Here is a 20,583-nt window from a genome sequence, read left to right as displayed (position 1 = left end):
CGTTCATCCCGTCGTCACCACGCCGCCGTCAATCACCATCGTCTGGCCGGTCATCGCCTTGGAGACCCCCGAGGCGAGGAAAAGCGTGCCGCCGACGATGTCCTCCGGCTTCAGATGCTCCTTCAAACACATCCGCTGCATATGTGCATCCAAGTCCTCGGGGGAGGCCCAGAGTTCAAGCTGCTTGTCGGTCAGCACCCACCCCGGCGCGAGCGCGTTGACGCGGATGCGATCCGGCCCGAATTCGCGCGCCAGCGAGCGGGTCATGGCGGTAATGCCACCGTTCGCCGTGGTGTAGGCGGGATAGCCCGCGTTGCCCATCATGTAGCTGATCGAGGACATGTTGATGATCGACCCGCCACTGGCGGCGCGCATCCCCTCGATCACTGCCTGACAGCCGAAAAAATAGGCCTTGAGGTTGATCGATTGGGACCAGTCCCAGAACGCCTCGTCCACCTCCAGCGTCTTGTGGCGCTGATCGTTGGCGGCATTGTTCACCAGCACCGTGACCGGCCCATGGGCCTCGGCCGCCTCGTTGATGCAGGCGCGCAGCCGCGCCGTGTCGGTGATGTCGCAGACCAGCGCGAGGGGGCGGTTGCCTGTCTCGGCCTCCATCTCATCGGCGAAAGGCGTGGCGTCGGTGCGCTGCACGAAAGTCACCTTCGCGCCTTGGCGCAGGAAACCCGCCGTCAGGCTGGCACCGATGCCCGAGCCGCCGCCGGTGATGAAGACCGAAGCCCCCTTGAGATCGGGATATGTCGCAAGTTCGTTCATAGACGTTCGCCTTCCAGTACCCACATCGTGTCGGGGAAGTTCCAGGGCAAGGTCAGCCCCTGATGCATCAGCCACGCGCCGGAAACCTCGATCGGGCCTTCTTTCAGGGCCGGCATGCCGCGGCTCAGCGCGGGCGCGGTGCCCCGGTTGAGCAATGTCACGCGGTAGCGCGCCGCCGCGTCCAGCGCGGTCAGCCGCAGGGGCCGCGGGCCGATCTGCTCGGACGTCGCGGCCTTGCCCGCAAAGACCACGAAGCGGTCGCCCTCCCGTGCCATCTGTTGCTCGGCCATCACCGCGGGGTCCGCGCTGTCGAGCCGCAGGATATCGGCCTTCAGCAACCACGCCCGGTTGTCTTTCCACCAGGACGTGACCTCGCGCAGGACCGTCGCTTCATGGGCATCCAGCTCGCGCGGGTCCATCTCGAAGCCCATGTGGCGCTGCGCGGCCACCCAGGCGCGGAACGAGATGTCGAAAATCCGCCCCGAGGTGTGGCAGCGCCGCGGTCCCACATGGGAGCCGGTTACCGCCATCGGCAGGAACAGCGCCGCATCGTGCTGGATGCGCAGCCGCTCCAGCGCGTCATTGCTGTCCGAGAGCCAGACCCGCTGCGTGCGCTTCATGATGCCGAAGTCGATCCGCCCCCCGCCCGAGGCGCAGGACTCGATCTCTACCTGCGGGAAATCGGCGCGCAGCCGGTCGATCAGCGCGTAGGAGCCGCGCGTCTGATCCGCGTCGGGCATCGGCAGGACGCGGTTGTGGTCCCACTTGATGTAGTCGATCTCATGGGCCGAAAGGATCGCGGCCATCCGGTCGTAGATGAAATCCCGCACCTCCGGCAACGCCATGTTGAGCGCCTTTTGCTGACGGCCGAGGGTCTGATCCTCGCTTCCGAGCGCCCAATGGGGATTGGCGCGGTGGATGTCGCTGTCGGGGTTGATCATCTCCGGCTCGAACCAGATGCCAAAGGTCATCCCGAGCCCGTGGACATGTTCGATCAGCGGCCCCAAGCCATCGGGATACTTGCGCGCGTCGACCTCCCAATCCGAAAGCGACCGGGTGTCGTCATCGCGCTGCCCGAACCAGCCGTCATCGAGCACGAAACGCTCGGCCCCGAGGTCGGCGGCGCGGTCGGCGATATCGGTCAACACCGGCAGCGAATGGTTGAAATAAACCGCTTCCCAACAGTTGTAATGCACCGGCCGCAGCCGGTCTCGGTCGGGCCACGTCACGATCCGGTCGCGCAGATGGCGCTGGAAACTCACCGCGCAGCCATTCAGCCCGCTGCGGGAATAGGTGACGTAGAGGGTCGCGGATTCGAAGGCTTTGGCGGCCTGGGTCTCCATCCGTGTGGCATGGCCGAACTGGATCTGACGGCGCCCGTCGGGGAGCTCCTCGGCGATCATCTTGTGACCACCGGACCAGCCGTAATGGAAGCCGTATGCCTCACCCTCGGTGTTGGTGCAGCCCTTCAGGGGCACAAGCAGGCCGGGGAAATGTTCGTGTCCGGTGCGCCCCGTACGGTTCTCGCGGTAGCGCATGCCGGGGGACCAAGGCGTGCGGTTGGGCTGGAATTCTCCGCACCAACGGCCCGAGAAATCGATCATTTCTTCCGATTGCTGCGGCGCAGGCAGGACCGGCGCGGCCAGCCAGTGCAGATGCACGGGCCGGCTCGCCTTGAGCTTCGTCTTCGCCGTCACGATCCGGGTAGAGGCGTCGGTCTCGAAATGAAACGACAGGCTCAGGCCGTTGTCAGCGTCGGTATAGGTCAGCACCAGCCCGGTGGCGCTGCGCTCTTCCTGACCGAAGCAGAACTTCGGCAGCAGCGGCGTGCCATCGCCATCGCGCAGGATCAGGCCGGGCTGGCCGGGAAAACTGCGCACCGCCTCGGGGCTGAGGGAGAGGTCGGGGTTCTCGTCCAGCATCCCCCCCGTCACGTCGAGCGCATGGGCCGCGTGTAGCGTGCCGAGGTCCTCGTCCATCGGCAAGGGCGCGCCCCAGTAGACGACCTGCGGCAGCCGGTCACCCGTTGCGGCCAGCACCAGCGTCTGGCGACCGTCGTCGTCCAACCGCCACGTGCGCGTGGTCGAAGTATGCTGCGTCATGGCGCCGTCCATTACTTCACCGCGCCCAGTGTCAGCCCCGCGATGAAGTGCTTCTGCATCAGGAAGAACATTGCCACGGGCGGAATGGCGGCGACGATGCTGCCGGCGCTCATCAAGTGATACATGGCGCGGAATTGCGAGTTGAAGGCGGTGATGCCGGCGGTCACCGGCTGGCTCTCGGGGGATTGCGTCAGCACCACGGCCCAGAAGAAATCGTTCCAGACGAAGGTGAAGATCAGCACGCAGAGCGCCGCGATGGCTGGGCGCATCAGCGGCAGGACGACGTACCAGAAGATGCGGTACTCGCTGACGCCCTCGACCCGCGCCGCCTCGATCAACTCACGCGGGAGGGCGCGGATGAAGTTGCGCATGAAGAGCGTGCAGAAGCCGGTCTGGAACGCGATGTGAAACAGGATCAGACCGGTGCGCGTGTCATAAAGGCCCATCTGGTCGGTCAGGTCGCGCACCGGCACCATGAGAATCTGGAACGGCACGAAGTTGCCCGCGACGAACATGAAGAAGATCAGCAGGTTGCCCTTGAAGCGGTAAACGCCCAGCGCGAAGCCCGTCATGCACGACAGCGCCACGGCCCCCAGCATCGTCGGCACGGTGATGACGACCGAGTTCCACAGGTAGCGCGGCATGTCGGATTCCGTGAAAACCATCCAGTAGTTGGCAAAGCCCTGCAGCCCTTCGCGCGACCATCCCCAGTAGTTGCCCTGGGTGAAGTCATCCCCGGATTTGACCGAGAACCACATCACCGCCAGCAGCGGGATCAGCCAGACCAGCAGCATGAAGGGCAAGAGCATCTGGTAGCCGATGCGCATTGCGGGGGAGGCTTGTTCGATAGGACGTGGAAACATGGCTCTATCCCTTCTCGTCCCGCCACATCTTCCACAGGAAGCCGGCGATATAGACCATCATGATGAGGAACAGGATCACGGCGATTGCCGAGCCATAGCCCATGCGGAACCCGAATTCGGACAGCGCCACGTCGTACATGTAGAACGCCAGCACCGAGGTGTTGTAGAAGCCCGGCCCGCCATTGGTCATGATGGTGATCAGGTCGAAAGACCGCAGCGCGCCGATGACCGTGACGACGATGGCGATGAAGGTCGCGGGCCAAAGTTGCGGCAGCACGACGTACCAGAGCATCTTCGGCCCCTTCGCCCCGTCCAGCCGCGCGGCCTCGATCTGCTCGGGGTCCACGGCGTTCAGGCCCGTGAGGTAGAGGATCATGCAATAGGCCGTCTGCGGCCAGAGGCCAGCGGCGATGATGCCATAGGTGGCCGTATCGGCATTGCCAAGGATGTTCACTGGCCCGGCGCCGAACCAGCCGAGGATCACGTTCAGCAAGCCCTCATCCGCGCCCGGCAACATGAACCACGAGAACACGAGGCCCACGACGACCTGCGACAGCACGAAGGGAAAGAAGAACAGCGACTTGTAAAGCCGCATCCCCACCACCTTCTGGTTCAGGAAAAGCGAGATCATCAGCCCGGCCGGAATGGCGAGGAAGTAAAGCACCAGCCAGATCACGTTGTTCTTGAGCGAGGTCCAGAAGAACGGGTCGGTGTAGAGGTTCCGGTAGTTCTCCATCCCAACGTATTCGGCATTCCAGACGGTATCGCCGGTCAGCTCGCAGCCCGGCTCGCGCCCGGCGCGGTTGCCAAGTTCGAGGCACTGCTGATCGGTGAAACCGTCGACGCCACGGTATTGCGGCGAATAGAGGCCGTTCCACTCGAAGGTCGAGATGTAGAACGACTGCACGATCGGATAGAGCACGTAGGTCGCGAAAAACAGGAAGGCCGGCAGCAGGAACAGCCATGGCGCGATGGTCTGCTGGCTGACCACGCGACGTGGGGGCTTCGAGTCGATTGGCGTGTCAGTCATGACGGTCGTCATGGATCCGGTCCCCCGCGGAGCGATTGAGAGAATTGGGCTCGGTCAGTCCCGAGTCAGAGGGCGCGATTGCCCCCTCTGCGTAGGAAACAGGCGGCGAGGGAATGTCTCGCCGCCTGCCACGATTGGCTTAGTAGATCCGGCTGCGCGCCTGCTCGAGGATCATCAGGACCTGATCAAGCGTCGAGGGATCGACCATGAACTGCTGGAAGCCCTGCATGGCGACCTGCGCCATCTCGGCCGGAGCGTCGCGGTCGAAGAACTGCGCGATGCCGCCCGTCGCATTGTTCGACAGCATGTCGAAGCCTGCGTTCAGGAACTCGTCGTCATCGACCTGCGAGTTGGCGTTAACCGGAAGCTGACCGAGGTTGTCGCCGTTGTTGATCAGCGTCTGGTTCTCGGCCGAAGCCACGAACAGCAGGAAGGCTTCCGCCGCTTCCACGTTCTCGGCGTTGGCCGCGATGTGGAAGGTGTCGGTGGGTGCGTCCTCGCCCGGCTCGATCGAGGGGTCGATCTGCGGGAACTGGTAGAAGCCCAGTTGATCGTCGCTCAGGCCCGCTTCACGCAGCGGTGCCACGGCGAAGTTGCCCATCAGGTAGGCGGTCGCCTCGCCGTTGACCATGAAGGGCAGCGCCTCCTGCCAGCTGTAGGACTGGTGGTCGTCGATGAAGGCACCCATTTCGATCAGGGTCTGCCAGTTCTCGAAGGTGGCGCGCACGCGCGGGTCGGTCCATTCGACTTCGCCTGCGGTCAGGGCCATGTGGAAATCATAGCCGTTGGTGCGCATGTTGAGGTAGTCGAACCAGCCGCCGGCGGTCCACAGGAACTGCGTACCGATGGTGTAGCAGGCACGGCCCGATTCCACGATCACTTCGCAGTTTGCCAGCTCTTCTTCCCAGGTGGTGGGCGCTTCAAGGCCAAGCTCTTCGAAGATGTCCTCGCGGTAGTAAACGCCCCACTGATAATACGTGTAGGGAACGCCCCAGATGCCGTCGTCCATGGTCATGGAGCCCTGCGTCGAGGCGAGCGTTTCCGTCAGGCCGCCCTCCTCCCAGAGGTCGCTGATGTCCATGAACAGGCCCGCGTCCACGTAGGGGGCCATGCGGTTACCGGCGTACCAGTTCACCACATCGGCGGTGCCGGATTGCAGCACGTTGCGGATCTGCGTCTTCCAGGCTTCGCGGTCGGTGATGACCAGCTCGACCTCGACCTCCGGGTTGGCCTCGGTGAAGCGGGCAACCATGTCTTCCATGACCGCGCGGGGCGCCGGGTTCGACATGTCGGAGAAGATGCGCAGCGGGCCGGAAACGCTGTGGCCGTCTGCGTGGGCAACGCCGGTAAGCATGGTCGCTGCTGCCAGTGCTGCCGCACCGGTCTTGAAAATGGATCGCATGGTGTCCTCCCTAGGATCTTACAAAAAATCTAGTTCCACTATGTGAAACTTGGTTTCTTATATTGAAATCTTAGTCCGAACCTGCCTAGTCTTGTCAACAGCAAAGCGCGGCATCGGCAGTCTGGCCCATGATCGCGAGCGGGAGGAAGCGGCGGGCGCGGCCCAATGCAGCAAGGGGAGACAAGACTTTGGCAGCCGATCACGCCGACAGCTCTGACGGGACCGTGGGTAAAGCACTCTCGGTGTTGGATGCCGTGGCAGGCTTCGGTCGCCCGGTCCGATTCGGAGAGATCCTGGCCGAGAGCCCGTTTCCCAAGGCGACGCTCTACCGGCTGGTTCAGGTGCTCACGAAGCAATCCATGCTGACCTACGACCCCGACCGACAGACCTATGCACCGGGCCTGCGCCTTGTCCGCCTTGCCCATGCCGCGTGGCAGACCACGTCCCTGGCCCCCGTGGCGCGCCCCTATCTCGAAGCGCTCGCCGCAGACGTGGGCGAGACGATCCACCTCGCACAGCTTGACGGCGGCTCGGTCCTCTACGTCGACAAGATCAACGCCCATGACCCTCTCAAGATGTATTCCCAGGCCGGCAAGGTCGCGCCCTGCTATTGCACCGGCGTCGGCAAAGCGATGATCGCCTTCCTGCCCGAGGACGAGTTGGAACCGATCCTGCGTCAGCAGAGCTTCCACGCCTTCACGGCCCACACCTACGCAGACGCCGCCTCCTTGCGCGAGGAATTACGCGCCATCGCCGAGCGCGGGCACGCCTATGACCGGGAAGAACACGAGCCGGGAATCATCTGCGTCGCCGTCCCGATCCGCACCCGCTCGGGTCGCGTATTGGGCGCGGTCTCGGTCACATCCTCGACCGAACGCACCACGCTTGCCGGGCTCGATGCCCATCTGCCGCGCATCCACGCCGCGGTATCATCCATCGCGGCGGAGGCGCAGGACTGGCGCTTTCCCGACGCAGCAGAATAACCTCAGGGAGGACGCGGCACATGTCGGGCCTGCAACTTACGAACGTCATCAAACGCTACGGAAACACCCAGGTTATCCACGGGATCGACCTGCAGATCGAGGACGGCGAGTTCTGCGTCTTTGTCGGCCCCTCGGGCTGCGGCAAGTCCACCCTCCTGCGCATGGTCGCGGGGCTGGAGGAGACGACCGAGGGAAAGATCGAGATCGGCGGCCGTGACGTGACCCGCGCCGACCCCGCCGCGCGCGGCGTGGCGATGGTGTTCCAGACCTACGCGCTCTATCCCCATATGACCGTGGCGGAAAACATGGGCTTCGGTCTCAAGATGAACGGCCACCCCAAGGCCGAGATCGACAGCAAGGTGTCCGAGGCCTCGCGCATCCTGAAGCTCGACGACTACCTCGCGCGCAAACCCAAGGCGCTGTCCGGCGGACAGCGGCAGCGCGTTGCCATCGGCCGGGCCATCGTGCGCGGCCCCGAGGTTTTCCTCTTCGACGAGCCGCTCTCCAACCTCGATGCCGAGTTGCGCGTCGAAATGCGGGTCGAGATCGCGCGGCTGCACAAGGAGATCGGCGCCACGATGATCTACGTCACCCATGATCAGGTCGAGGCGATGACGCTCGCCGACAAGATCGTGGTCCTGCGCGCGGGCTATATCGAGCAGGTCGGCGCGCCGCTCGACCTCTACAACGACCCCGACAACAAGTTCGTCGCGGGCTTCATCGGCAGCCCCGCGATGAACTTCTTCGAGGGGCAATGCACCGGCGGCGTCATCATCGTCCCGGCCCTTGGCGGCGCCGAGTTCTCCGCCCCCCTCTCCATGGTCGGCGACGGGCCGGTCACCGTAGGCGTGCGCCCGAACAAGGTGAGACTGGTCGAGGGCGACACGCACCGGGTCGACCTGTCCGAGCGTTTGGGCGGCGTCAGCTATCACTATGTCACCGCCGCCGACGGCGCGCGGATTGTCGTGGAGGCCCATGATCAGGAGGCACCGCCGTCCGGCAGCCCCACCGGCATCGCCTTTGACGTCGCCGACGCCTATTTCTTCGACGCCAAGTCCGAGCAGCGGCTTCGCTAACGCCGCTGAGGGCGGGCGCCGCAAGGCTTGTGTCTGCCCTTCAGCCCGCGGTCTCACACTGTTTGACCTGAGCCATCAGGTCATAGCCCCGTGGGGTTGCGAGGCGATCACACCGCCGCGCCACGCGAAGCGCCGCCTCATGTGAGAGCACCTTGCGCCACTGGTTTTTCTCCGGCTGCGCGTCCTTGGGCGTCCAAAGCCCCGGCGCGTGGTCGACCTGCGCAAACTCGAGAATCGCCGCGATACAGCCCGGCGCATCTGCGAGGATATCCTCGTATCGGATCTCCCGCGTGCGGCCCGACGCGACGCCCGCCACGGCGTCCCAGATTTCGACCGCCTCCGTCCAGCAGTTGATCGCGCCTTGCAAATCGGGGATCGAGACCTGGCGGCCCAGTTGCAAGCTCGCCACGACATTGAGCGGATTACGCACCAGATGCAGGATGCGCGCCCGCGGAAACTCCGCCATGATCAAGGGCAGGCCATAGATATTCTGCGGCGTCTTGTCGAACCACCGGAACGGCGCCTCGACGCCTTTGGCCGCCGCGAAAGCCGAGATGTAGCGCCGCTGGAGTTCTCCCTTCGATTGGCTGCGCCCGAGGATCAGGTCAAACACCTCCTCATCCACGCCATCCATCTCGCGATGCTTGCGCAACAGGGCATTGTTGCGGTGCTGCGTCATCCCGCTCGGGGTGCGAAACGGCTCCGCCCACCGCATGAAATGGGTTTCCTCCGGGCAGATCAGGTTCGGCACCCGCCGCAGCATGTCGCGCAGCCACGTGGTGCCGGACCGCATGGACCCGACGATGAAAAGCGGCGCCTTGTCCGCTGCGGGCGGGGGGAGTTTCGCTGTCATTCTGCCGCCTCCTTTGGCGCAATCTCCAGGTAGAGCGCCTCGATCAGACGCGCGACGGACGTGTCCTTCGGCTCCAGCGGAACGGCGGTGCCATTGGACGCGGCGGCCAGTGTTTCGCCCTGCGCCCCGAGAGAGAATCCCACCACGGGCAGGCCGGTGTCCAACGCCTCATGGGTCGTGAAAGAGAACGTCTCGGGCCAGATCGCCGGCACGAGCCACCCGCTGACCCCGTAGCGTTCGGCAAGGTCCGCAATCTCCTCCCGCCGATAGGCGCCATGCAGGATCACGTTGCGCGGCATGGGAATGGCGCTGTCGGCGTGCCCGATGACAACGAAGGTCTGACCCGGGTGCCGCATCGCCGCTTCACGCAACACCCACGCGCCCTTTTGATGGTTGATGTTGCCAAGGATGCCGATGCAGCCGCCATGGGCCGCCCGAACCCGGCGTACCTGCGTCGGCAACCTGTGGGGCCGCACTACAAGGGGAGCGTCCGGATAGGCCTCTCGCGCCAACGCGGCGGCTGCATGAGAGAAGGCCGTGACTTCCGACGCCGCAGCAACCAGCGCGCCCCATCTGTCGCGCCAGTGCGCGAGGCTGACAGTGGTCCCGTCAGGACGGCCAGCCGTGTGGTGCGGGTCAATGTTGTCGCGGTCGGGTGTGCCTAGGAACTCGCCTTGCTCCAGCAGCGTGTAGGAGGGCGAGAGCGGGAAATAATCGTGGAGCCTCAAGGCGATGGTGTCGTCGCGCCCCGCGCGGCGCAAAGCCAGAAGCGCGTCGGGCAGCGTGATCGGATCGCGGTCGCCCACGCCGCAGGAATAAATCAGGTCGAGCGCCGCAGCCGGGCGCAGGAGTCGTTTCACGACCGACAGGTCATCGGTCTGGCCGGATGTCGTCTGCCCTTTCACCTGCACCTCGACCTGCCACAGGCGAGGTCCGCCGACACGCAGGATCACCGCGGCGCCCAGCGCCTCGATCTCCATCTGCATCGCGATCTCGGCCCCGCCGCCCAGCGAATGCGCGAGGAAGACGGGAAGCCGCGCGCGGTGACGTGAGGCGAGGGCAATCCCCAGGGCGAGCCGCGGCGTGGCGAGCGGATCCTCCGAGATGAACCGCTGCACATTCGCGTCGAATACCGGGTATCGCCGTGAAATCAGAGCGTTGGACGCGCGCATCTGGCGCAGCTTCTCCTCCGAACCGAAGCTTTGCCCGCCGACATGCTCCACGAACAGCCGCGGCTGACAGAGATGCCGGGCCCCGAGCGCCTTTGTCTTCTGGCACCAGTCGACCTCTTCCCCATAACCCCGCCCAAACGCCGGATCGAGCCTTGGCACCTTCGCCAGCCAGGGCCGCGCCATGGCCATGCAGAAGCCGACGCCCGTCGGCACGTCCGTGACCGGCCCCACGCCCAACGTCGTCGCCACGCGGTCAATCGCGTCGACGTCGCCGTCGCCCAGCGCGATGCCGGGGCCGATTTTCGGTACCGACAAGACCTCCGCAGCGTTCGAGAGCGGCGTGACGGAGGCCGCGGCAGGATCCTCAAGCGGCGCGGTGAGGCGGCTGGCCCAGCCGTCGGGCAACATCGCATCGGTGTTCAGCAGCACGATCGGACCATCGCCCCCGCGCCTTTCAGCGGCTTCAAGGCCCAGGTTCACGGCGCCGATAAACCCGAGGTTCCTTGTCTGCGGCAGGTACGTCACCTTGCCGCGCCTCTCGGCCACCCACTCCTCCAGCCACGGCCCGAGCTCGGGGTCTGTGGAGGCATCGTTGACGGCAATCAGGTGCCAAGGCAGGTCCGTGCCCGCTTCGACCCGCGCCAGACATTTTTTGAGGTACGGCAGCGCGTTGTAGATCGGGAGGATGATGGTGACTTCCTCGCCAGCGGCAGCGTCAGGCTCACAGCGATGAGCCGGCAGCCAGGCAGGGTCGATCAGGTGGCCGCGGGCGGCCGTCTCCAGGCCCAAGGCGCGCTTGACGGCGGTCTTTCGCTGCGCTGTCGGGCGCCATTGATACTGCGCGATCGTCGGCAGGGACTTTGTGAGGTCTCGTAAAAACGCGCGGCGCAGGCGACGCCGCGCTCCGTTCGGCACCGCTTCATCGGGGTGGGATAGCGGCACACTTGCAACTTCGCCATCGTCGCGTTCCGCGTGCAATTTCAAGTGTCTGGCCGAGGCGGGGATGGCGCCCTCGAACCCTGTCTCCGGCGCGATCGCATTTTGCGCGGCCACATCGCCGCGGTAGATGTTCGGTGTCAGCCGGCGTTCCCCGCCCGCCCAGGTGACCTTCACATCGCGGGCCTTGGCCCAACCGGTGATCTCGATCACGTCGCCACGCCGCACGACCCGTTCAACCTGGCCGATACGCCGTCCGATCCGGCCCAGAGGCACGCCCCGCAGGCGATCCGCGTGCACCGCTGCATATCTCAGGTAGAGTGCTTGCAGACGACGGATCACCACGGGCGCCTATCCCTTCGCGGTGGTCGCCAGATAGCGGCCGTATTGGGTCTTGCCGAAGAGCCGCGCCCGTTCGACCATGTCGTCGGCGCTGATCCACCCGGCGGCAAAGGCGATCTCGTCAGGTGAGCCCACCTGAAGGCCCTGGCGCTGTGTGAGGGTTCGGACGAAATTGCCGGCGTCGAGCAGGCTTTCATGGGTCCCGGTATCGAGCCAGGCATAGCCACGCCCCATCCGCTCCACCGTCAGGGTGCCATCGGCGAGGTAACTTTCCAACAGGCTGGTAATCTCCAGCTCACCCCTCGCGGAGGGGGTGACGGCGGCGGCACGTTCCGGGGCCGATCCATCGAGGAAATAAAGCCCGGTCACCGCGTAGTTCGAGGGCGCGACCTCGGGCTTCTCGACGATGGCATTCACGCTGCCGTCCGGCGCGAAATCGACCACGCCGTAGCGCTCCGGGTCCGTCACGCGGTAGCCGAAAACGGTGCCGCCGGTCGTGATCGCATCGGCGGCAGACAGCGCCTCTGGCAGGCCGTGACCGAAGAAGATGTTGTCACCCAGAACCATCGCCGACGGCGCGCCGTCAAGGAAGTCTCTCGCAAGAATATAGGCCTGTGCCAGACCGTCCGGGCTCGCCTGTTCGATATAGGTCAGCGCCAAGCCCCATTGGCTGCCGTCCCCCAATGTCCGCTGGAATTGTGCCTGATCTTCCGGCGTCGTGATCACGGCGATTTCGCGGATGCCGGCCAGCATCAGGACCGACAGGGGATAGTAGATCATCGGCTTGTCGTAGATCGGCAGCAACTGCTTGGAGACGCCCACCGTGACCGGATAAAGCCGCGTGCCGGAGCCGCCTGCCAAGATGATACCTTTGCGCGCCATTCTCAGCGTCTCCGTCTTGTGAACTTTCGTCACGGGTAGCCTGTCTGCGAGGATTCGCCAACGATGCCTTGCCCTGCGACTAGTGCAGCAAGAGGGTTAAGATACCCTGAAACGTCTCAGATAATTCTCAACTCGGTGAGGACTTCGCGCAGGCCGCGGTGCCAATCGGGCCGCGAGATGCCGAACGCGGCATGCGTCCCGGCGCAATCGAGGCGCGAGTTCAGGGGGCGGGCGGCCGGGGTCGGGTAGTCCGCGGACGGGATCTCCGTCACCGCGACGTCCATCCGCGCCTCGGCGAAGATTGCCCGCGCGAAGTCGGCCCATGACACGTCAGGCGCGCCGGAAAAGTGGTAGGTCCCGGTGACCGAGGGATCGTGCTGCAGGCGTTCGGCCATGTCCACGCAGGCCCGTGCAATCGCGGCGGCAGGGGTGGGGCCGCCGATCTGGTCCGACACGATCGACAGGGCGTCCCGCTCCGCGCCCAGTCGCAACATCGTCTTCACGAAGTTCGCCCCATGGGCCGAGAAAACCCAACTCGTGCGCAGGATGGAATGGACCGCGCCCGTCATCCTGATCTCGCGTTCGCCCGCAGCTTTGCTGCGCCCGTAGACGCCCAGCGGCGCCACGGGATCACTTGGCGTGAAAGGGGCTACGCCAGAGCCGTCGAACACGTAGTCCGTTGAAATATGGACCAGCGGGATCTTCTTCGCGGCGCAGGCCTTCGCCATGGCGGCCGGCGCCGCGCTGTTGACCGTGAAGGCGAGCGCCTCCTCCTCCTCCGCACGGTCGACGGCGGTATAGGCGGCCGCGTTGATGACCGCAGAGGCGCCCGAGGCCATGATCACCTCGGCGCAGGTCTGCGGATCGCTCAGATCGGCGTCACCGCGCGACAGGGTGCGCACGCCCAGACGCGCCAATTCGCGCGCGACCTGCCCCGTCTGCCCGAAGGCCAACAGGCTCATGGCTTTGCCCCCAATCGCTCTCCCACGCCGTCCCGGTCCTGCAGCGCGCGCCACCAGCTTTCATTCTGCAAGAACCAGTCGACAGTCCTCTCCAGCCCTTCTTCCACGGTGACGGACGGCGTCCAGCCAAGCTCCCGCTCGATGCGGCTGGCATCGATGGCATATCGCAGATCGTGGCCGGGGCGGTCGGCAACGAAGGTGATCAGGTCCGCATGGGGGGCGTTCTCGGGGCGGCGGGCATCGAGCAAGCCACAGATGGTGCGCACGAGGTCGATATTGCTGCGCTCGTTGTGGCCGCCGATGTTGTAGCTGCGCCCCACCTCGCCTTTCTCCAGCACACAGAGCAGCGCGTCGGCGTGATCCTCGACATAGAGCCAGTCGCGAATGTTCCGCCCGTCGCCGTAGACCGGGATCGCCTCGCCCGCCAGCGCCTTGAGGATCACGACAGGGATCAGCTTCTCGGGGAAATGATAGGGCCCGTAATTGTTGGAGCAATTGGTCAGCAGAACCGGCAGGCCGTAGGTCTCGTGCCAAGCGCGCACCATGTGATCGGAGGCCGCTTTGGACGCGGAATAAGGGCTGTTCGGCGCGTAGGGTGTCTCCTCCGTGAACAGGCCGGTGTCGCCGAGGGTGCCATAGACCTCGTCGGTCGAGACATGGTGGAACCGGAATTCCTCTGGCCTGCCGCGCGCCTCCCAATGGGCGCGGGCCGCGTCGAGCAGCGTGGTAGTGCCGGTGACATTGGTGCGGATGAACGCGGCGGGACCGTCGATGGAGCGGTCGACATGGCTCTCGGCGGCAAGATGCAGGATCGCGTCGGGAGCGTGCCGTTCAAGGATGGCGTCAACGGCGGCGCGGTCACAGATATCCGCGTGCTCGAAGCTGTAGAGGTTCGACTCCGCCACCGGCGCCACGTTTTCAAGACAGGCGGCATAGGTCAGCGCGTCGAGGTTGATCACCTCATGCCCCCGCGACACGGCAAGACGGACGACCGCAGAGCCGATGAACCCGGCCCCGCCCGTGACGAGGATCTTCATGGCGTGGCCTCAAAGACAAAGGGGCTGTCCAGATCGGCAAACAGGGGCGCGGCGGCATCCTTGCCAGACAGAATCGGCGCGCTGTCGAGGCCCCAGTCGATGGCGACATCGGGATCATCCCACCGAACCGCGCCCTCGGTCTCGGGCGCGTAGAAATCGCTGCATTTGTAGATGATCTCCGTCCCCGGCTCTCGGGTGATGAAACCGTGCGCGAAGCCCTCGGGTACAAGGAGCTGCCGCCCGTTCTCGAAGGTCAGCTCCGTCCCGAACCATTTCCCATAGGTCGGAGAGCCTCTGCGAATGTCCACCGCCACGTCGAACAGGCGCCCCCGACCGCAGCGCACCAGCTTGGCCTGGGCGTGGGGCGGCGCCTGAAAATGCAGTCCGCGGATGGTCCCGGGCTCGGCGGAGAGCGAGTGATTGTCCTGAACGAAAGTCGTCGTGATCCCCTGCTCCGCGAAGCGCGCGGCGCTGTAGGTCTCGGCAAAGAACCCGCGGTCGTCACCGAAGCGCGGCGGCGTGATGATCAGGAGCCCGTCGAGCCCGGTTTCTTCTATTTGCATCCGCGTCGCCTGCCCTGCCTTCTCAACTTGCGCGACATTGCCATGGCCGCCCGCCCCCCGCAACGGGCGGCACCAAAGCCTTGCAAGGCTTTGTGCAAACCCTTGCAAGGGTTTGCGCGCCTCAGAGCCAGTCGAAGAAGCCCTCGCCGGCGCGCGCGCGCAGGTCCCGCGCCATCGCTGCGCCAAGGGCGGCGCCGTCCTCCACCGGAGCGCTGCGGTCATCGGTCAGCACCTCCGAGCCATCGGGGCGCAGGATCTCGCTGCGCAGGCGCAGCGTGCCGCCGTCCAGTTCGGCCAGCGCCGCGATGGGCGTCTGGCAGGAGCCGTCGAGCCCCTCGAGGAACGCGCGCTCCGCCGCCAGCCGCTGCCCCGTTTCCGGGTCGTGGATCGCGGCGAGCATGTCACCGGCGCGGCTGTCATCGGCCCGGCGCTCGATCCCGATCGCGCCCTGGGCCACGGCGGGCAGCATGTCCTCCACCTCGATCGCGGATTTCGCCACCTCCGCCATGCCAAGCCGCCGCAGGCCCGCCATCGCGAGGAAGGTCGCATCGGCCACGCCCTCTTCCAGCTTTTTCATCCGCGTCTGCACGTTGCCGCGGAACTCGACCACCCGCAGGTCCGGACGCCGCGAGATCAGCTGCGCCCGCCGCCGCAGCGACGACGAGCCGACGACGGTGCCCGCCGGCAAATCACGCAGGCTCTCGTGGTTCAACGAAACGAAGCTGTCGCGCACGTCCTCGCGCGGCAGGTTGCAATCGAGCACCAGCCCGTCGGGCTGCAGCGTCGGCATGTCCTTCATCGAATGCACCGCGATGTCGATCTGCCGGCTCAGCATCGCCTCTTCGATCTCCTTGGTGAACAGGCCCTTGCCGCCGATGGTCTTCAGCGCCACGTCAGCGTCGATCATCGCGCGGTTGTCGCCGGTGGTCTTGATCACCACGATCTCGAAAGCGGCCTCGGGCAGGTCGAACGCGGCCATCAGGCGGTCGCGCGTCTCATGGGCCTGGGCCAGCGCCAGCGGCGAGCCGCGGGTGCCAATGCGCAGGGGGGCGTCGGGGTCGGGTAAATTGATCGTCATGGGGCCTCTTCTCGCACGCCAACTCGGTTGACACGGCGGGTGTCTGTGACACTCATACCGAAAATTCGCGCCCCCACCACCGCAGCCGCAAGGATATCTGGCATGACCGACAAGAAAAAACTCCTCCGGTCCCTGGCGGGCGAGGCGATGGACGTGCCGCCGGTCTGGCTGATGCGGCAGGCCGGGCGCTACCTGCCCGAATATCGCGCCACCCGCGCGCAGGCCGGCGACTTTCTGTCGCTGTGCTACAACCCCGAGCTTGCCGCCGAGGTGACGCTGCAACCGATCCGTCGCTTCGGCTTCGACGCCTCGATCCTTTTCGCCGACATCCTGCTGATCCCCCAGGCGCTCGGCGCGGACCTCTGGTTCGTCACCGGCGAGGGGCCGCGACTCTCCACCATCACCAGCGCCGCCGATATGGCCGGCATGAAGACCAAGGATGACATCCACGAGACCCTGAACCCGATCTACGAGACGGTGCGTATCCTCGCGGAAGAGCTGCCGAAGGACGTCACGCTGATCGGCTTCGCGGGCGCCCCCTGGACGGTCGCCACTTACATGATCGCGGGTCAGGGCACGCCCGACCAGGCCCCCGCCCACAAGCTGCGCGAGGAAGATCCCACAACCTTCGACGCGCTGATGGACCTGATTACCGAGGCCACGATCGAATACCTCGACCAGCAGGTGAAAGCGGGCGCCGAGGTCGTGAAGCTCTTCGACAGTTGGGCCGGCTCGCTCAAGGGCGCGGCCTTCGACAAATACGCCCTCGCCCCGGCCAAGCGGATCATCAGCGAGTTGAAGGCGCGCCATCCGGACCTGCCGGTCATCGCCTTCCCGCGCGAGGCAGGTGACAAATACATCGGCTTCGCCAAAGCGGTCGGCGCAGATTGCCTCGCCATCGATACGGCGGTCGACGTCAAATGGGCGGCAGAGAACCTGCAGGTCGACGGCTGTGTGCAGGGCAACCTCGACCCGAAGCTGATGATCACCGGCGGCGAGGAGCTGGCATCGGAAGCGCGGCGCATTCGCGATGCGCTAAAGGGCGGCCCCCACGTCTTCAACCTCGGCCATGGCATCACGCCACAGGCTGATCCGGAAAACGTGCACGTCCTGTTGGAGGCGATCCGCAGCTGATCCCTGCGGGTGCGCTTCAGTCGGTCGCGAAGGGCACGACGCGCCGCTCTGCCCCCGGCAGACGGCGTAGCTGCCGCAGTCCCATGCGCAGCTGTCCCCGGACGCGACGCAGCTTCTGCCCGGCGGATTTCGCCGCTTTCGGACGCGCCTCACGGTCGATTGAGCTTTCGGTTTCGATCGGCGGCGTCAGCCCCAGGGCCGCGCAATGGTCCAACTGCACCGCCAGCGCCGGCACGGCCTGCCACGCCGTCACCTCGTAGGCCGCGCAGAGGATGCCGTCGGCCAGCCCCGGCGCCTGTGCCGCGCGGTCCAACAGCCTGCGCGCGCCCGCCGGACGCAGCACGTAGGCTGCCGCGCCACTGCGGTCCTGCCAGAGGCGGTGCATCGGCGCCTGCGGATGCGGCGCCCGCGCGATCAGCTTGGCGCGCCCGCGTGTCTCCAACGAGACCAGTTCAGCCTCGGGAAGCCCTTCTACCGCGCGCAGGAACGCCGGCGCATCACGGTGCAGAACAGCGTCATCCTCGCAGATCAGCAGCGGCGCATCCTCCGCCACGACCCGCTCCCACGCGATCCGGTGGCTGGCGAGCGCCGCCATTTCCGTGGTGCGCAACGGCCGCTCGCCCCGCTGCCAGTAAGCGTGGTCAGACGGTGGCGACAGCCTGTCGGGTGTGATGGCGTCCACCCTCTCGAAGGCAATGCCGAGGCGGGTGAGCTGCCCGGCCATGAAGGCCATGCGGGGCGCCTCAGAGGCAAGGTTGATGACCAGTGCCTTCACCCGTGAAGCTCCCCTCGGAAGGCAGCAAGATAGGCGTCCACGATGGCATCTTCGCTGAACATCCCGGCCAGCCGCGCCTGCCCCGCCGCCCCGAAGCGCGCGCGCAGGTCGGGGTTGTCTTTCAGCCGTTGCAGCCCGGCGGTCAGCCCGTCGAGGTCGTCGATCTCGACCATGATCCCGTCCACCTCGGGGCGCAGGAACCAGTCCGGCCCTTCGGCCCGCGTGCTGACCACAGGTACCCCGGCCTGCCAGGCATCGAGGATGACATTGCCCAGCGGTTCATGGCGCGAAGGGAAAGCCACCGCGTCGGCGGAGGCGAGATGATGGATCGGCTCATCGACCCAGCCGATGAAACGTGTGCGGTCCGCAATACCCGCCTCGGCGGCCAGCGCCTCCAGCGTGGTCCGCTCCTTGCCGTCGCCGATCAGCCAGAGATAGGCCCCCTCGATCCGCGCCGCCGCGCGAATGGCAAGGTCGAGGCCCTTGCGGTTCACGAAGCGACCGGCGGCGGCGATCAAAAAGGCATCCTCCGGCGTATCATGCAGGGCGCGATCCACCGCGACGGGTGTCACGGGGCGCGCGAAGTTCGAGATGACGAGGCCCGGACGCTCCCACCCCAAGCCTTCGCAATGGGTGATGATGTCAGGCGTGTTCGCCACCAGCGCGTCGCACCGGCGGAAGTGATTGAGGTGCTGCGGATAATCGCCAAGGCGCGTCAGCTTCACTGCGTCGGGCCAATCGGGAATGGCGCGCGCGGCGCGTGGCATCCAGGCGAGGATCGCATCGGGCTGCCATGTCCGACAGGTCTGGCGCAGCTTCCATTCGAGCCAGAAGCGGCTGAGCGAGAGATAGCGGTAATCGTTGCGGATCACCGGGCCGAGGGGCGCAATCTCGCCGTCCCACGAGCGGTTCGGCCGGATCGCGAAGCGCTGCTCCACGCCGCGACGGTCGAAGGCCTTGGCGAGGTTCACGAAGAACCGCTCGGCCCCGCCCTCCTTGCCGAAATGTATGTGGAGCACTTTAGGCGCTGTCATTTTCTCCTCCGGTGCCAGCGCAGCGCCGCCTGATAGGCGATCTGCGTCTTCAACCCGCGCCACAGCCGCTTCACGCCGCCGCCCGAGGCGTCGCGCCTTGCCTTGCCGATGGTACCCGTCACCGCCTGCTGATCGCCCACCTTGATCGGTGCGGGCAGCGTCAGGGCGACCCGCAGGCCGGTCTCCCAGAAATACTTCTGATCCTCGTCCACCGGACGGAAGAAGGGAACCGCATCGGCCACCAGCTTCCTGGCCGCAGCCTTCGTCAGCCCGTAACCGATGAGGCAGGTCGGCACCCGGTAGGGCACGACGAGGCGGATTTCCGGGGTCAACTGGCGCTCCGACACCAGCCGCGCGTCAGGATCAAAGGTGAAGAGCTTCACCATGTCCCAATCGCTGCCGCCATCCTCGGTCAAGGCCGCGAGGACCGGGGCCAGCGTGTCGTCGGCCTCGAAGTCATCCTCGAAGATGAACCCGCCCTCGGCCGCGCCCGCGGCAATCGCGCGCCAGGCGTCGATGTGAGAGAGGTAGCAGCCGATCTCGGCCGGCACGAGGTCATGACGCGCCCGCGCCGCATTGGCCCGGGCGTCATAAACCCTCTCGATGTCCGCCTCGGGCAACTCCCACCCATTCACCGCCTCGATCCGCCGAAACGCCAGCCCCTGCGCCGCAAACTGCGCCTGCGCGTTGCTCATCCGAACGGTATTGGCATCGAGGTTGATGACGTAGGAGGGCCAGGTTGGTAGAGACATCTCAGACCAGTCCGGTGTTCTCGAAAAGGATGGTTATACGCCGCAGCTCAGCCTTGATCGGTCGAAATCCCAGAGGAAGAAGACGGTCGCAGACATCAATGAACGTATGGCGCTGTTCAGGTCCGCGTTCGTAGCCACAATCGACGGCAATATAGTGCAACTTGGGCAACGTGGCTGTGGCACCGTCAAGGATTTCTGGCTCGGCTCCTTCTGCTTCCAGCTTCAGAATGTTGGGGCCTTCCTCGGACAGCGTGATCCCTGTGTCGTCAAGCCGAACAGCTTCCACGTTCCAACTGGTCGTGGCACGTCGGGACTCGAACGCGGAACTGTCGGCGCTGTCCGGCGCGGAATAGAACGTCAGCGTTTCGGTTTGGTGCCACAGAGCTTGGCGGCGGGTACGCGGGCTACCGTCAAAGTTGTTGATATCCACGCAGTCGGCTTCTAGAGGCTCAGGCTCGAAAGCGTGGTATGTGAGACCATTCGCCCTCGCCCAGATACCAAGCTCACCGACGTTTGCGCCACAATCTATCAGGACGCCACCCTCAGGCGCAGGAATGCTGGAGAGGCCGTACTCATCCGCCAGTCGGTCAGTTCGTGCTTTTATCCCGTTTTTATACAGTCGATGACGGGACCGACGGCAAATGACGATACTCTCGTCACCATGGCTGACTTTGTGCAAACCATCTTCGCGCAAGGCCTCCAGGCGGTGGGGACGCCCCCGCATTCCATTCATCGTGTTTGTCAGCTTGCAATACCGTTCGAGGGGCAGGCCATTGATGAAGCGGCGTTCTGCTCGCTTGAGGGCTTTCGACATGATCTGGCTCCGCCGAGGG

Annotated in this window: 19 protein-coding genes; 3 read left to right on the top strand and 16 right to left on the bottom strand. The window is 65.5% G+C overall.

Annotation, left to right across the window (positions count from 1 at the left end):
* Positions 1-3: 3 nt before the first annotated feature.
* The 5 genes from KYE46_RS03945 to KYE46_RS03925 form a co-directional block, all read right to left on the bottom strand.
* Positions 4-774, bottom strand: a complete 771-nt coding sequence (locus tag KYE46_RS03945; RefSeq protein ID WP_219003611.1) for an SDR family NAD(P)-dependent oxidoreductase — start codon at positions 772-774, stop codon at positions 4-6.
* Positions 771-2,876, bottom strand: coding sequence for an alpha-galactosidase (locus KYE46_RS03940; RefSeq protein WP_219003609.1), 2,106 nt, complete (start codon positions 2,874-2,876; stop codon positions 771-773). Before KYE46_RS03940 ends, KYE46_RS03945 begins: the two co-directional genes overlap by 4 nt.
* Before the next feature lie 11 nt (positions 2,877-2,887).
* Complete coding sequence (locus tag KYE46_RS03935; protein WP_219003607.1) at positions 2,888-3,739, bottom strand: carbohydrate ABC transporter permease; 852 nt, start codon at positions 3,737-3,739, stop codon at positions 2,888-2,890.
* Positions 3,740-3,743: 4 nt separating this feature from the next.
* Complete coding sequence (locus tag KYE46_RS03930; protein WP_219003606.1) at positions 3,744-4,781, bottom strand: carbohydrate ABC transporter permease; 1,038 nt, start codon at positions 4,779-4,781, stop codon at positions 3,744-3,746.
* A gap of 127 nt (positions 4,782-4,908) precedes the next feature.
* Positions 4,909-6,171: an ABC transporter substrate-binding protein gene (locus KYE46_RS03925; protein WP_219003605.1), complete on the bottom strand. Its 1,263-nt coding sequence runs from the start codon at positions 6,169-6,171 to the stop codon at positions 4,909-4,911.
* 188 nt (positions 6,172-6,359) lie between these two features.
* Between KYE46_RS03925 and KYE46_RS03920 the strand changes: the two genes are divergently transcribed.
* Together KYE46_RS03920 and KYE46_RS03915 are read left to right on the top strand one after the other, a co-directional pair.
* Entirely contained in the window at positions 6,360-7,154 is a 795-nt protein-coding gene (locus tag KYE46_RS03920; protein WP_247716904.1) for an IclR family transcriptional regulator, read from the top strand.
* Between the two features lie 20 nt (positions 7,155-7,174).
* A complete protein-coding gene (locus KYE46_RS03915; RefSeq protein ID WP_219003602.1) occupies positions 7,175-8,230 on the top strand; it encodes an ABC transporter ATP-binding protein in 1,056 nt (351 codons plus the stop codon).
* 40 nt (positions 8,231-8,270) lie between these two features.
* Here KYE46_RS03915 and KYE46_RS03910 read toward each other — a convergent pair whose 3' ends face one another.
* The 7 genes from KYE46_RS03910 to hemC form a co-directional block, all read right to left on the bottom strand.
* Positions 8,271-9,083 (bottom strand): sulfotransferase family protein, encoded by an 813-nt coding sequence (locus KYE46_RS03910; RefSeq protein ID WP_219003601.1) that lies wholly within the window; start codon positions 9,081-9,083, stop codon positions 8,271-8,273.
* Positions 9,080-11,536, bottom strand: coding sequence for a glycosyltransferase (locus KYE46_RS03905; RefSeq protein WP_219003599.1), 2,457 nt, complete (start codon positions 11,534-11,536; stop codon positions 9,080-9,082). The genes KYE46_RS03910 and KYE46_RS03905 overlap by 4 nt, the downstream gene beginning before the upstream one ends.
* A gap of 6 nt (positions 11,537-11,542) precedes the next feature.
* A complete protein-coding gene (rfbA, locus tag KYE46_RS03900) occupies positions 11,543-12,415 on the bottom strand; it encodes a glucose-1-phosphate thymidylyltransferase RfbA (protein WP_219003598.1) in 873 nt (290 codons plus the stop codon).
* Positions 12,416-12,531: 116 nt separating this feature from the next.
* The gene (rfbD, locus tag KYE46_RS03895; RefSeq protein WP_219003597.1) at positions 12,532-13,377 is read right to left on the bottom strand and encodes a dTDP-4-dehydrorhamnose reductase; all 846 of its coding nucleotides are present in this window, start codon (positions 13,375-13,377) and stop codon (positions 12,532-12,534) included.
* Entirely contained in the window at positions 13,374-14,414 is a 1,041-nt protein-coding gene (gene rfbB / locus KYE46_RS03890; protein WP_219003596.1) for a dTDP-glucose 4,6-dehydratase, read from the bottom strand. Before rfbB ends, rfbD begins: the two co-directional genes overlap by 4 nt.
* Complete coding sequence (rfbC, locus tag KYE46_RS03885) at positions 14,411-14,977, bottom strand: dTDP-4-dehydrorhamnose 3,5-epimerase (RefSeq protein ID WP_219003594.1); 567 nt, start codon at positions 14,975-14,977, stop codon at positions 14,411-14,413. The genes rfbB and rfbC overlap by 4 nt, the downstream gene beginning before the upstream one ends.
* Before the next feature lie 121 nt (positions 14,978-15,098).
* Entirely contained in the window at positions 15,099-16,055 is a 957-nt protein-coding gene (gene hemC / locus KYE46_RS03880) for a hydroxymethylbilane synthase (RefSeq protein WP_219003592.1), read from the bottom strand.
* Between the two features lie 102 nt (positions 16,056-16,157).
* Between hemC and hemE the strand changes: the two genes are divergently transcribed.
* Entirely contained in the window at positions 16,158-17,189 is a 1,032-nt protein-coding gene (gene hemE, locus KYE46_RS03875; RefSeq protein WP_219003591.1) for a uroporphyrinogen decarboxylase, read from the top strand.
* Between the two features lie 16 nt (positions 17,190-17,205).
* Here hemE and KYE46_RS03870 read toward each other — a convergent pair whose 3' ends face one another.
* The 4 genes from KYE46_RS03870 to KYE46_RS03855 are packed head-to-tail and all read right to left on the bottom strand — an operon-like array spanning position 17,206 to position 20,564.
* The gene (locus KYE46_RS03870) at positions 17,206-17,964 is read right to left on the bottom strand and encodes a glycosyltransferase family 25 protein (RefSeq protein ID WP_219003588.1); all 759 of its coding nucleotides are present in this window, start codon (positions 17,962-17,964) and stop codon (positions 17,206-17,208) included.
* Positions 17,961-18,998 carry a glycosyltransferase gene (locus KYE46_RS03865; protein WP_219003586.1) on the bottom strand — a complete coding sequence of 346 codons (1,038 nt, stop codon included), beginning with the start codon at positions 18,996-18,998 and terminating at the stop codon, positions 17,961-17,963. The genes KYE46_RS03870 and KYE46_RS03865 overlap by 4 nt, the downstream gene beginning before the upstream one ends.
* Positions 18,995-19,750, bottom strand: coding sequence for a glycosyltransferase family 25 protein (locus tag KYE46_RS03860; RefSeq protein WP_219003585.1), 756 nt, complete (start codon positions 19,748-19,750; stop codon positions 18,995-18,997). The genes KYE46_RS03865 and KYE46_RS03860 overlap by 4 nt, the downstream gene beginning before the upstream one ends.
* Before the next feature lies 1 nt (position 19,751).
* Positions 19,752-20,564, bottom strand: a complete 813-nt coding sequence (locus KYE46_RS03855) for an FkbM family methyltransferase (protein WP_219003584.1) — start codon at positions 20,562-20,564, stop codon at positions 19,752-19,754.
* Positions 20,565-20,583 lie beyond the last annotated feature (19 nt).

This window comes from Gymnodinialimonas ceratoperidinii, assembly GCF_019297855.1.
GTDB lineage: Bacteria > Pseudomonadota > Alphaproteobacteria > Rhodobacterales > Rhodobacteraceae > Gymnodinialimonas > Gymnodinialimonas ceratoperidinii.
This window is presented reverse-complemented; position numbering and strand designations above follow the sequence as displayed.